Source organism: Clostridium sediminicola (genome assembly GCF_050402865.1).
In the GTDB taxonomy this organism is placed as follows: Bacteria; Bacillota; Clostridia; order Clostridiales; family Clostridiaceae; genus Clostridium_AF; species Clostridium_AF sediminicola.
In genome coordinates, this window is the sequence record NZ_BAABMF010000003.1 from 13,722 (window position 1) to 27,718 (window position 13,997).

General features: G+C 30.9%; 11 protein-coding genes. 1 reads left to right on the forward strand and 10 read right to left on the reverse strand.

Annotated features, from left to right (window positions below):
• Window positions 1–20: 20 nt before the first annotated feature.
• From hutU to hutP, 6 genes are all read right to left on the reverse strand, one after another.
• Window positions 21–2,054, reverse strand: coding sequence for a urocanate hydratase (hutU, locus tag ACQ3F0_RS06765; protein ID WP_428864392.1), 2,034 nt, complete (start codon window positions 2,052–2,054; stop codon window positions 21–23).
• Window positions 2,051–2,698 carry a cyclodeaminase/cyclohydrolase family protein gene (locus ACQ3F0_RS06770; RefSeq protein ID WP_428864393.1) on the reverse strand — a complete coding sequence of 216 codons (648 nt, stop codon included), beginning with the start codon at window positions 2,696–2,698 and terminating at the stop codon, window positions 2,051–2,053. The genes hutU and ACQ3F0_RS06770 overlap by 4 nt, the downstream gene beginning before the upstream one ends.
• A complete protein-coding gene (hutI, locus tag ACQ3F0_RS06775; RefSeq protein ID WP_428864394.1) occupies window positions 2,691–3,953 on the reverse strand; it encodes an imidazolonepropionase in 1,263 nt (420 codons plus the stop codon). The genes ACQ3F0_RS06770 and hutI overlap by 8 nt, the downstream gene beginning before the upstream one ends.
• A 3-nt stretch (window positions 3,954–3,956) precedes the next feature.
• Window positions 3,957–4,847 carry a glutamate formimidoyltransferase gene (ftcD, locus tag ACQ3F0_RS06780; protein ID WP_428864395.1) on the reverse strand — a complete coding sequence of 297 codons (891 nt, stop codon included), beginning with the start codon at window positions 4,845–4,847 and terminating at the stop codon, window positions 3,957–3,959.
• 18 nt (window positions 4,848–4,865) lie between these two features.
• A complete protein-coding gene (hutH, locus tag ACQ3F0_RS06785; RefSeq protein WP_428864396.1) occupies window positions 4,866–6,389 on the reverse strand; it encodes a histidine ammonia-lyase in 1,524 nt (507 codons plus the stop codon).
• Between the two features lie 272 nt (window positions 6,390–6,661).
• On the reverse strand, window positions 6,662–7,105 hold the full coding sequence (gene hutP / locus ACQ3F0_RS06790) for a histidine utilization transcription antiterminator HutP (RefSeq protein WP_428864397.1): 444 nt from the start codon (window positions 7,103–7,105) through the stop codon (window positions 6,662–6,664).
• A gap of 544 nt (window positions 7,106–7,649) precedes the next feature.
• On the opposite strand from hutP, the gene ACQ3F0_RS06795 reads away from it, so the two are divergent.
• Window positions 7,650–8,201: a GNAT family N-acetyltransferase gene (locus ACQ3F0_RS06795; RefSeq protein ID WP_428864398.1), complete on the forward strand. Its 552-nt coding sequence runs from the start codon at window positions 7,650–7,652 to the stop codon at window positions 8,199–8,201.
• A gap of 157 nt (window positions 8,202–8,358) precedes the next feature.
• On the opposite strand, the gene ACQ3F0_RS06800 is transcribed toward ACQ3F0_RS06795, so the two are convergent.
• The 4 genes from ACQ3F0_RS06800 to ACQ3F0_RS06815 form a co-directional block, all read right to left on the reverse strand.
• The gene (locus tag ACQ3F0_RS06800; RefSeq protein WP_428864399.1) at window positions 8,359–9,525 is read right to left on the reverse strand and encodes an OFA family MFS transporter; all 1,167 of its coding nucleotides are present in this window, start codon (window positions 9,523–9,525) and stop codon (window positions 8,359–8,361) included.
• Window positions 9,526–9,968: 443 nt separating this feature from the next.
• Window positions 9,969–10,319 carry a Na-translocating system protein MpsC family protein gene (locus ACQ3F0_RS06805; RefSeq protein ID WP_428864400.1) on the reverse strand — a complete coding sequence of 117 codons (351 nt, stop codon included), beginning with the start codon at window positions 10,317–10,319 and terminating at the stop codon, window positions 9,969–9,971.
• Window positions 10,320–10,473: 154 nt separating this feature from the next.
• Window positions 10,474–12,528 carry a complex I subunit 5 family protein gene (locus ACQ3F0_RS06810; protein WP_428864401.1) on the reverse strand — a complete coding sequence of 685 codons (2,055 nt, stop codon included), beginning with the start codon at window positions 12,526–12,528 and terminating at the stop codon, window positions 10,474–10,476.
• 18 nt (window positions 12,529–12,546) lie between these two features.
• Window positions 12,547–13,995 (reverse strand): monovalent cation/H+ antiporter subunit D family protein, encoded by a 1,449-nt coding sequence (locus ACQ3F0_RS06815; RefSeq protein ID WP_428864402.1) that lies wholly within the window; start codon window positions 13,993–13,995, stop codon window positions 12,547–12,549.
• Window positions 13,996–13,997: the final 2 nt, after the last annotated feature.

The window sequence follows — 13,997 nt, forward strand, 5'->3', positions numbered from 1 at the left end:
AATTCTTAAGATTACTTCTATTAATATTTAGATTCAAATGCCTTCTTAACAGCATTTTTTACCAAATCATCATCGGCTACCATAGGTATTGTGATATGGTCTTTGCCTTTATTTATTTTATTGTATTCCATGCTTGTAGTGATGGAATTTTCATTTCTTGCCCATGCTCGTCTAGCAACTCCACCCATTACATCCCAAAGCATAGCAGATTTTATAACATCATCAATTCGTTCACTTCCATCAAGAACTAATCCAAAACCTCCATTGATAGCCTTTCCTATACCAACTCCACCGCCATTATGGAGAGCAAGTAAACTCATACCTCTTGCTGCATTTCCAGCGAAGCATTGAATAGCCATATCCGCCATTATATTACTTCCATCTTTTATATTTGAAGTTTCTCTAAAAGGAGAATCAGTACCACTTACATCATGATGGTCTCTTCCAATCATTATAGGTCCAATTTCTCTTTTGTGAACCATCTCATTAAACTTTAAAGCAATATTCATTCTACCATAAGCATCTTGATACAGTATTCTTGCTTGAGTTCCAACTACCAATTTATTCTTTTCTGCATCTCTTATCCAAACATAATTATCTCTATCTTGTGCTCTTCTATTAGGGTCAATACATTCCATGGCCGCAGCATCAGTTTTTACTAAGTCTTCCTTTTTACCACTTAAGCATACCCATCTAAAAGGCCCATAACCATAGTCGAATAACTCTGGTCCCATAATATCTTCAACATATGAAGGGAAAATAAAACCATCTTTTTCATCTACTCCATTTTTCCCAATTTCTTTTACACCAGCATCATAAACAGCCTTCATAAAAGAATTCCCATAGTCAAAAAAATACGTTCCTTTCCTTACAAGAATTTCTATAAGCTCAAAATGTTTTTGTAAACTTTTATCCACTAAAGTTTTAAATCCTTCTCTATCTTCTTTTAATTTTTCAGTTCTTTCTTTAAAACTTATGCCTTGTGGACAATACCCTCCATCATAAGGCGCATGGCAAGATGTTTGGTCTGATAGTAATTCAATCGTTTTATTTTCTTTAACTGCATACTCTAATAAATCTACAATATTTCCATGATATGCAATAGAAATTGGTTCTTTCTTACTTATATATTCATCAGAAATTCCGAAAATTTCATCTAGATCTGCTGATATCACCTTAACCCAACCTTGTTCATATCTAGTCTGAATTCTTGAATAATCAACTTCTGCAATTATTCCAACTGCACCTGCAATTTCAGCAGCTTTTGCTTGTGCTCCACTCATTCCTCCAAGTCCAGATGATACAAAAATATGTCCTGATAAATCTTCATTTTGCCCAATTCCAAGTTTTAATCTGCCAGCATTTAGAATAGTATTGAAAGTTCCATGTACAATTCCTTGAGGCCCTATATACATCCATCCTCCCGCTGTCATTTGTCCATAGTTAGCAACTCCAAGCTGCATGGCATAGTGCCAATCCTTTTGATTATCAAACATTCCAACCATTAAAGCATTCGTTATAATAACTCTCGGTGCACTTTCCCTTGATTTGAATAATCCTACTGGATGACCTGATTCTATTACTAATGTTTGATCATTTTTCATAATTTCTAAATATTTTTTTATTAGTCTATATTGCATCCAATTCTGAAATACTTGCCCTGTTTCACCGTAGGTCACGAGTTCATAAGGATATAGCGCTATTTCAAAACTTAAATTATTATCTATCATTACTTGAAAAGCTTTACCTTCTATACAATTTCCTTTATACTCATCAATTGGTTTTCCATAAATTTTTTTATTTGGTCTAAAACGATAACCATATATTCGTCCTCTTGTCATAAGTTCATCTAAAAATTCTGGTGCCAGTGTTTCATGAAATTCTTCTGGTATATATCTCAATGCATTTTTAAGTGCTAGCTCTGTTTGTTCTTTAGTTAATGTAAACCCTCTATCAGGTGCTCTTCTTATGCCGGTCTCAAATGCTGGCATTTCAGGCAATATCCTATCTAGTTTGATTGTCATAACCTCTGAAATTTCTTTATTACTTATCATTGAATCCCCCCTATTTCATCATAAACAACTTCTAATACATTATCTCTAAAAATTCTACCCTCGTTAACTAAAACGTTACATCGCTCTTCAGTTTTTCCTTTGTATTCTTTATCTTTTATACTTGCAACATTTATACGAGTATTCAAAACTGCGCTTTCAATTCCTGATTGAATCATAAGAGCGGCAACTCCTGCATCAGAAATAGCATTTTTATTTCCATATTTACAGGCAATTTTTATAACATCATAAAGTTCAAAAGCTTTTTCTGCCATCTCTAAAGGGACCTCTAGTGCATCTATTAGTCCTTTCTGGATTTTTGCTGAACGAATTACTTTTTCTTCTTCACTTTCTTTCGGTAACTTAAAAGCATCCATAAGTCCCATAAATGCTTCAGTATCTTTATCCATTAATTTTAAAAACTCTTCTTTACTCTCTTCTGCTTTTTTTAATGCATCATGAATAGATTCTTGAATTTCATCACTATACTCATCAAACATCTTCTTGCCAATAGTTAAATTAAAAACCATAGAACTAAGGGAACTTCCTAAAGAAGCTGCTAATGCAGCTGTACTCCCACCACCTGGAGCTGGGGATTTAGACGCCAATTCATCTAAAAATTCCTTAATAGTACAATTATTAAACATTCATGCCACTCCCTTTTTCAACAACTATATTTCCATCTTTTATTACAATATTTACCGAATTGCTACCAATATGATAAATTAAATAGTCAAGATTTTTACTATCAAATAATACTAAATCCGCTTTTTTACCTACTTCAATACTTCCAATTGATTTTTCTCTTCCTATAGCACAGGCAGCATTTATAGTCACAGCATTTATTATTTCTTCAGGCATCATTTTCATACCAAAACAGCCAAACATCATAGTAAGCTGAAGAGATTCATTAGGAGATGTTCCTGGATTACAATCTGTGGCCAATGCTACAATTACTCCATTATTTATCATTTTTCTCGCATTAGCATAGTGATTAAGCATTAGATAAAATGAAGTTGAAGGAAGTAATACTGCAACTACATTATTATCTGCCATAGCTTTAATACCTTTATCTGAAGCAGCAACCAAATGTTCTGCAGATATTGCTTTTAATTCACCTGATAACTCCGCTCCACCTATAGATTTTATTTCATCTGCATGAATTTTTGATTTTAAGCCTGCTCTTTTACCAGCTAATAAAACTCTACGTGATTCTTCAACGGTAAATACTCCTTCTTCACAAAATACATCAATAAATTCTGCCAGATTGTTTTCTACAACCCACGGTATATCTTTTTCAATAATACTCTCTAGATACGCTTCTCTATTATCTTTATATTCCATTGGCATTGCATGAGCTCCTAAATAAGTTGAAACAATATCAATTGGGTGTTTTGAATCTAATTCTCTATTTACCTCTAATATCTTTATTTCGCTTTGACGGTCTAATCCATATCCTGATTTACTTTCAATTGTTGTCGTTCCATGAAGTAACATTAAATCCAAACGCTCCGTGCTTTCCCGGACTAATTCATCAAAAGATGCATCTCTAGTATTTCTAACCGTATTTAAGATTCCGCCACCTTTGCTCAATATTTCTAAGTAACTCACTTTATTGAGTTTCATAGACAATTCTTTTTCCCTAGACCCACTATAAACAATATGGGTATGGCAATCTACAAGTCCAGGAGTTAAAGTTTTTCCGTTACCATCTATAATCTTATCTCCTTCTTCTAAAAATAGCTTATATCCACTTCCTTGTCCTATGGCTTTTATTTTATCCTTCTCAACAATAACATAGCCATTTTCAATTATTCCTGCATTTTTCATATCATCTTTTTTCTTAGGAAAACTTCCTTTACAGGTTACTAAGCAACTTATATTTTTAATTATCAATTTCATAGGCTAAAGTCTCTTTTCTAAGATTTGATCAGTAGAAAACTCTTCTATCTGTAAATAATACTCCGCAGCTCCAATTAATGCAGCCATAGGAACTAATCCAATTACTTCACTACCAATAACAGGTACTCCATATCGTTTTGCTTCCATCTTTACCATTTCAAAAGCTCTGTAAACTGCAGTTTTTTCATAATTCACCAAATTCATAGAAACTTGAACTATATTCCTATCTTGTAATGTTACTCCCATAGCTTTTACATATCTAAGTCCACCACCAATATGTCTTACTATCTTGGCAATTTTAGTAGCTATCTCAACGTTATCCGTTCCCAAATTTATATTGAAAGCTACTAATGGAACTCTAGCCCCTATAGCCACACACCCACTTTTGCTATTCATGTTTACTGGACCATAATCCGGTATCCATTTCTTTTCTTTAATCTTTTCAAAAAATCCTTCATATTGGCCTTTTCTAACTTTAGCTAAATTTTGTCTTTCAGGGGAACTTGCTGCTTCTTCATACAAATAAACTGGTACATTGTATTTTTCTCCAATAACCTTTCCTACTCTATTAGCAATATCAATACATTCTTCCATGGTAACTTCGCTAACAGGCACAAAAGGAACTACATCCAAAGCTCCCATTCTAGGATGTTCTCCCTCATGCTTTGTCATATCAATATTTTCATATACTTTATTAGCCATATCTAAAATCGCTTCTTTTACTAATTCAGGTTCACCAACAAAAGTAACTACAGTTCTATTGTGATCTTTATCAGAAGAATAATCTAATAGTTTGATACCTTCTCTATTCCTCACAGCATCAATAATTTTTTCAATAACTTTTTTATCTCTTCCTTCACTAAAGTTAGGAATACATTCAACTACTTTTGACATAATAAATCATCTCCTTTTTTAATAATTCAATTTAACATCTTTTTCAACTGATTTTAATAGTTTCTCATTTGTAATAAGCTGTGTAATATTTTCTAAATCCTCATACATAACCTTATCTTCAGTAATAAATTTCACAGTTTCCCTAATGGTTTTATATGCATTTGAGGTTCCTTTTCCTAATGTTAAACCATTTCTAAAATCTATTGCTTGACAAGCTGCCATTAATTCTGTTGCTAAAACTCTTTTAGAATTCTCAAGAATTTCTCTACTTTTTCTTGCTGCAATAGTGCCCATACTTACATGATCCTCTTGATTACCAGATGAAGGAATAGAATCAACAGATGCAGGATGAGCAATAACTTTATTTTCTGATACTAAAGAAGCTGCTGCATACTGAGTAATCATAAAACCAGAATTCAACCCTCCATTTTTAACAAGAAAAGCTGGTAAATCATTTAATTGATTATTTACAAGCCTCTCCAATCTTCTTTCAGATATATTCGCTAACTCCGCCAAAGCAATACCCAAAAAATCAAAACTTAAAGCCATTGGTTGGCCATGGAAATTTCCTCCTGAAATTACATCACCACTTTCAAGAATTGTGGGGTTATCTGTAACAGAATTCATTTCTATGATAACTTTTTCCTCCACATACCTAACCGCATCTTTACTTGCTCCATGTACCTGAGGAACACATCTTAGTGAATAAGCATCTTGCACTCTAAGTTCCCCTTGATTTGTAACAAATGTACTTCCTTGAATCAAAGCTAAAACATTCTCTGCAGTAGTTATTTGACCTTTATGCGGTCTAATAATATGAGTTCTAACATCAAAAGCATCCCTTATACCTCTTAATGCTTCTATTGTAAGAGCAGATGCAATATCACTTATTTTTATTAATTGTACACTATCATATATTGCCAAAGCTCCTACTGCAGTCATCACTTGTGTTCCATTAATAAGTGCTAACCCTTCCTTTGCAACTAATTTTATAGTTGGTATTTTTGCTAGATTCATAGTTTCGCTGCCATTCAATACTTTCCCTTTATATTCTGCTTTTCCCTCTCCAATCATAGGAAGTACCATATGAGCTAATGGCGCCAAATCCCCTGATGCTCCCAAAGAACCTTTTTCAGGTATAATAGGATGCACTCCTTTGTTTAACATTTCTATTAGTGTCTCTAAAGTACTAAGTCTTATTCCTGAAAATCCTTTTGCTAAAGCATTAACTCTAAGTAACATAGTTGCTCTTACAGCTTCTGTAGTTAGATTATTACCAGCACCACATGCATGTGATAAAATTAAATTCCTCTGTAAGGTTTTACTATCCTCTTTAGATATACTGACATTAGAAAATTTTCCAAAACCTGTAGTTATCCCATATACCACTTTATTATCTTCTACAATTTTATCTACAATCTCTCTTGATTTCATCACTTTCTTTTTAGCTTCCTTATCTAATACAACTTTATAATTATTTCTACATACATTTATTAATTTCTCCAATGTTAAACTTTCCCCATCAATAAAAACCATATTCATATAATATAATCAATCTCCCTTCTTATTTTAGTACACAGTTCATGGTAGATCGTGCTAAGATACAAAAGCAAAAAGGACAAAACTCAAATAACACTTGAGTTTTGCCCCCTATTTTCTAATTTCTTTAGGCTAAATTTCAAATTTCTTAATATATGGTTATAAACCACATTATATTGATTTTAAATCTTTTACTTCAATAAAAAGCTTTAGTATCATCAAAAGCTTTCTTTAACTGTATACTGTTAAATTTCAACTGTAAACTGCTTTGTATTTTATACTGGGTTTATACCTAATCCTATAACTTCATGCTCAAAACCTTTTATAGGTGCACCCATATTTCCGTACAGAACAATTGCTACCCATTCTCCATCTGAATTATCTCCTGAAATCCTCGGTCCCCTGACAATGCTAAATACCAATCCCGCAGTACGTAAGACATTACCCAAACCAACTTGGCCTCTACATATACCCGTATATGCTTCTAAAACAGAATGATAAATCGAATGTTCTTCTCTGTATTCTTTTTTTATAAGCCCTTCTTTTTTTGCTGCAGTCTCAATTGCCGCAAAAATCTTTGCTGAATCCATAGAACCTACTCTTCCTTTAAGCACTTTATACCCATGCTCCTCAGCACCTGTCCTAATCATCTCTTCATCTCTACCTGATGCCATACTAAGCAATAAAGCTGTTTTACCAATGCTTAAAGATTCAATCAAGGTTCTGCCTCCTTCAACTAAAAAATATCCTATGTTTATTCCACAAAAGTACTATAGTTGAACTTCAATCACAATATATAGCGTCAGAAATGTTCAATCTGCGGTAAATATTGAGTTTGATGTTAGTTCAACTTATTTTTTATGGTTTAAACATCCTATAGTATAAAATTAACATATATCTTATTTAGTGTCAATTAATTTTGAAAATTCAAAATATTATTTGTATAACTTTCTAGTTGAACAAAAACATTTTTAATTTCTGTATTTACAATCTACAATATTTAATATATAATAAAAAGTTAAATTCTTTTAGATATCACTCTCTATCTTCTAACATTATTCTAACTTTAAAGTAGCAAATATACAAGATTTAATAAGTAAATCTAAGCATATATTTGCTATATTCATAGCAATCAATGGCGATATATTAGAAATGGTAATATCATTTTATATAAAGTTTTGTCTTATTCATAAATAATGCTATAATATCCTTTGTTAGAGGCGTCTTTACACTAATCATATATAATTTTGGAGAGTGATTTTAATGCAAAAAATTTATGAAACAGAAAGACTTTTATTAAAAATATTGGACCAATCTTATGCAGAATTAGTTTTAGATTACTATTTAAGAAATAGAATTTTTTTAGAAGAGTGGGAATCTATAAAGTACGAAGAATTTTATACAAAGAAGTATCAACAAGAACAATTAGATAAAGAGTTATCTAATATTGAAAATAATAATTCGTTCAGATTATGGATTTTCAAAAAGCAAGATGCACGCAGAATAATAGGTTCCGTTGTCTTTAACAACATTGTAAGAGGTTCATTTCTATCCTGTCATCTTGGTTACAAATTAGATAAAGATGAAATTAATAAGGGTTATATAACTGAAACAATTCAGAAAGGAATTGACATTATGTTTAATGAATTTGGACTACATAGAATTGAAGCCAATATCATGCCTAAAAATAAACGTTCATTACGAATAGCCAAAAAGTTAGGTTTTTATAACGAAGGATTGGCATATAAATATTTAAAGATAAATGGAAAATGGGAAGACCATATACACATGGTTTTATTAAACGATAAGGTGTAATTAAGCCTCTTCTTCTTACCCTTAAAATACGAATTAATGGTACAACTTTCATATATAAAGCTGTACCATTTTATCATACAAATAAACAACACTATTTTAAAACATACCTTTGATTTCAAAAAATAATTAGAATTTCTTAGTGGTATAGAGCGCCTTTCTAACTGTATAATCCTTTATTTTTTAGTGGCAACAATATAATAAACGCAAATATACACAATGCAGATGATATCTGAAATGGAATTATATAACTACCAAAAATACTTTGTAAAAAACTAATACAAATAGGTCCCAGTAAACCAGCTATACCATAACTTGAAAATAAAATTCCATAAACGGCACTCAAGGATTCTATCCCAAAATACTCACTAGATACTATAGGATATAATACAAGCCATCCTCCAAAATTAAACCCAAATAGAATCACACTAATGTATAAAAGTATTGGTAGTTTGTAAGCTAATAAAAATAAAACAAACACTACTCCCTGTAAAAAATATAATATACTGAGCATTTTAGTTCCTGAAAAACGATCTCCTAATACACCAATAGTTATTCTTCCTAGCGCATTGAAAATAGCAATTATACTAATAAGTACAGCGCCTTTTGATGGATTGAAGCCTATCTCCTTAGCTATTGGTATGATATGCCCCATAATCATTAATCCTGTAGTTAGCGCAACTACATAAGATACCCATATTCTAATAAAAGTTTTATTCTTAAATAGATATGTTACAGTAATTTTATTTTCCTTATTTAAAACCTTATTGTTCTCCTCTTTAGGTCTTTCTAATATCAATGAACTAAGAACAATTATTAATAAGAATATTATTCCTTCGTATCTTAAGGTATTTCTCCAACCAATTTTATTCAGTAAGTTATTTGACAATGGTGATAGAAAAAATGATCCTAGACCAAAAGCACTAATTACTATTCCTGAAGTTAATCCTTTTTTATCAACAAACCATTGTGAAACGAGTGTAATTGGTGTTACATAAGCAAATGCTAATCCAAACCCGCTTAATAATCCATAAGTAATTGATAGTTGAAAAATATTTTGTGTAAAACTTGATAATATAAATCCTAAGGCAAAACATCCTCCACCTAAAAAAGTCAATATTCTTGGCGAGTATTTTGAATAAAGTTTTCCAGCTACCCCCATGCCCATTGCATAACAAAATAGAAATATTGAAAATGGAATAGATGCTACAGATTTAGAGATTCCAAAAGCCCCAGTAAAAGATTCTAAAAATACACTATAAGTATAAGTAGCCCCCAAAACTAATAAAATAAAAGTAGAAAAAAGTAAAATTAAGTATTTCTTCATATTATGTCCCCCATTATCTTTGTATATAAATTTTTGTTTAATAACTTGTGGTACTAAAAATACATTCGTGATAGAAATAAAAGACGAAGTGAATTAGTGACAAGTGATAAGTTACAAGTGACAAATTAATTATGATTTTCTTGCAGAAAATCTTTAACTAAGCCTTTATCATCTTCGATGATGCAACAATGAGCTTTTGCTACGCAAAAGGAATTTTTTTATCTTTTATTTAGTTAAAAGCTTTCGCTTGAGAAAGGTATCCTAAACTTGTCACTATAAATTTCGAACTTGTTCGCAATTTATAAATAACCTGCCTAACGTATTAAATCAACATAATCTTAAAACAAATATAAAAAAGGTCATTACAAAGCAACTATGCTTTATAATGACCTATTTATAACTGAAGTATACATTTCCTTTATAAAATCTGTCAAATATATAGATTATAATTTATTATTTAAGGTAAATATTATAATTCTTTCATCTTTCTCAACATCGATGTCAGTATGCAAGCTTAAAACCTGTTCTCCAACTATTTCAAAAACAATATTGGTTAAAATATCCCTAGCATTCTCAAGTAACTTCATTCTCGTTTGCTTAATTAAACTAATTCCATCTTCATGGGAAGCTAAATTTTGTTCTGCCGGAGTAAGTATTCCTCTAAGTCTAACTAATATCATATCTTCTAAAACAAATGTCTTTATATCTTGAGGGCCTCTTCCCATGTAATCTTTCTCAAAACTTTTGATAGCTGTACTTACATCCGAAGCAACCTCTTTACTATTCTTTTTCATCATTATCACCTGTCATTGAACAAAAACTTTATCATTATAATAAAAAATCTAATAAAATCTATTCTATCTCTTACCAAAATGAATTATTTATTGAAATTATAATAGTAACAAACAAAAATGTCAAGTTTAAGTTGTCTTTACCCTTACTCATGTTTTAAAAAACAAGCACAATAAGAATCACTACTAGCACAACAGCAAATACAAATATCGAATATGTTACACTATTAAAAGTTACTCGAAGTTTATTAAACCCTTCTTTAACATTAGTTATTAACTTTTCTTCTTCTTCAATTAAATGTGTTACAGTTTCTATATCTTTTTCGTTATAAAGATTCTTCGTCATATCCGAAAGATTTATTTTTACATCAAGTGCTTTTTTTACTTTTCTTCGAGTTCTAGTATAAGCAAATTTACCCACTTCAATTTCTTTTTTACCAAGCATCTCAACGGCAGTTGAAACTAATAAAACTAAAGTCGTCAAGCTTTCATCAACTACCTTTAGCAATTTTGATGAGCCATGTATTAAAGCTTTTCCAACTGGTCTATATATGTGTCTGTTAATATTAAACCAGTTCAATGCAATGTTCTCATAGCGCCAATGAATTCCTTCTCCTTTTCTGAGGAATTTTCTGATAAATCCTAAGTAAATTAATATTCCCAAAGCAATTGTATATAAAGAAGTTACTATATTCCCACTAGTAAAGAAGTGAGTTCCCTCTAAAGGATGTGTATGTGGAAAAGATTTTATAGCTTTTTCCAATATACCCATCATTGATTCTGGAAATACTCCAATATAAACTATCATAACTCCTAAAATCATCATTGGCAGTAATGCCCTTTTAGTAATTTTAGCTTTAACCATATGGATATTATGGTCGCTTTTTTCAACAAATACTGCAATAAATATTTTCAAAAGATACGCTACTGTAAATGCAGAACTCAATGTAAATATTATTTCTGCTACAGTCGCCCATCCATTATAATTGTGAAGTCCTTCTGTCAATGCATGATGAAGCAAAGTCTTACTTGCAAAGCCAGAAAATCCAGGCAAACCGATTATAGCACATAATCCCACAAAGAAAACAGTTTTTAGTACCTTTTCTTTTCTTCCAAAACCACCTATTTTATTGATACTTAATTCATGAAGTACCATATAAACCAATCCTGCTCCCATAAATAAAAGCACTTTAAAAATGACGTGATTAATTATATGATAAATAGTTCCATATAAAGCAATTGTTTTATGCTCTCCTAAGAATCCCATAAGAGCTATTCCCACTAGTATATATCCCATTTGACTCATAGAACTATATGCAAGTATTCTCTTAATATTTCTCTGAAACATTGCCAAAAATCCACCCATAAACATCGTAATGAATCCTAATACTAAAAGAACTGTAGAAACATATATATCTCCTTCAAGCATAAACTCAGTTGTAATAAGTATACCAAAAATACCTGTTTTTAATAGTATTCCTGATAATATTGCCGATGCTGGAGCTGGAGCTGCTGGATGAGCTTTTGGTAACCACACATGAAGTGGAAACATTCCTGCTTTAACTCCAAATCCTGTAATTATTAATCCTGTTATAACATATTTTACGCTCCCTAAATGCTCAAATTCATGATGCATTTCGCTCAAGATTAATGTTCCTGTATAATCGTACAGCAAAAATAATCCCATTAATAAAATCAAACCACCAGTAACAGCCATTGTAATATAAGTATCTCCTGCCTTATGTGCATATCTATCCTCATCATGAATAATCAACGGATAGGACGTAAGGGACATTATTTCAAAGAAAGTAAATAGATTCAAAAGGTTTTCTGACATAAAAATACCCATTGTACTCCATAGTGTCAACATAAAAAACAAATAGTATCTATTTCTATTCTTATAGCTAATCAAGTATTGTGTAGAATAGATAGTAACCAAAAACCATATAAAACTTGTTAGCCATACAAAAATATATCTAAAAACATCAATTTTTAAATATAATCCAGTACCCATTATACTATCAACTTTCAGTTCAACAGGTTCCAAAGAAACAAATTTCCATAAAAAAATAACCGCTAAAAAAGTTATTCCTGTCATTATTACATTAAACATATCTCTATATTTTTCACTCTTAAATCCAATAATAAACGATACTAATGAACCCAGAAATGGAAATATTAGAATAAAATAAATCAAGAAAATCGAACTCAAATAAATACCTCCTTTTATTTACATTACCATTTCCGCTATTTTAATAAAATAATTAATAAGCACATTAGGGAAAATTCCTAATAAAACTGTAATTGCAGTTATCGAAACGATTGGTATTAGCATTTTTATTGGAGCTTCTTCAACTCCTTCTTCAAAATCACCTTTTTTAAAAAAAGCAGCTGCCACGACTGGCATTAAATATAACGCTGTAAGTAGTGCACTAATTAATAGTATGATTGGGAAGATAACTTTGCCTACAGATAAACCACCTATTGCTAAAAACCATTTTGAAACAAAACCGTTTGTTGGCGGTATCCCTATAAGTGATATCGATGAAATCCCAAAGCACCACATAGTAATTGGCATTCTCTTTCCTATACCATTTATTTCACTTATCTTTGTTTTATGTGTAGTATACATTATTGCACCAGCACAGAAAAATAATGTTATCTTAATTACAGCATGATTTACCAAATGTAAAAGTCCACCTACTAAAGCATCTTCATTTAATAAGACAAGACCCAATAATATATATCCTAATTGTGAAATAGTTGAGTATGCTAATCTTTTCTTTAAATTATCCTGATGTAGTGCCAAGAAGGACCCCATCAAGATTGTAAGTGTTATAAATATACTCATATAAAATTGGCCTCCAGTGCTTTCAATAGCATTAGCACCAAAAATAAAATAACAAATTCTTGTTAACGCAAAAACTCCGGATTTTACAACCGCAACTGCATGAAGTAACGAACTTACAGGTGTTGGAGCAACCATTGCTGAAGGTAGCCATGAATGAAATGGTACAATTGCAGCTTTTACGCCAAACCCCATAAACATTACAATAAAAGCTACTAGAACCAGATTAGTATTGTAAGCAGCTAAATCAGTTAGTATCCCACCAGGTACAAAGTTCATATTCTGAGTCATGCTATATAAAAGCATCATTCCTAATAAAACTAATGTAGCTCCTCCAAACGAATATATTAAATATTTCTTTCCTGATTTAAGTGCCTTTTTATTCCCTTTATGAATTACTAAAGGAAATGTGCAAAGTGTTAAAAATTCATAAAAGAAATATAATGTAATTAAATTTCCTGAGAATGCAATTCCTAAAGTAACTCCTAATGTTATAGAAAAAAACATAAAAAATCGAGTTTCTTTTCCTTCATGTTTCATATATTCCATAGAGTATATAGTTGTAAATATCCAAAGAATAGAAACAAGTAAAGCAAATACAATCCCTAATTCATCAATATTAAAGTAAATATGAAGAAAATCATTAAATTTAAAAATGTGTAGTTCTCTTACTTTTAAAAACTTTATAACATACACTACAAATAATAAATTTACAGAAATACCCGTTCCCATAATGATATTTCTTTTTTTTCTTTCCGGTTTTAAATAAAACACTAGCATTGCTAATGCTACAGGGAATAGCACTGGAAGCATAATCCATAAATTTTTCAATC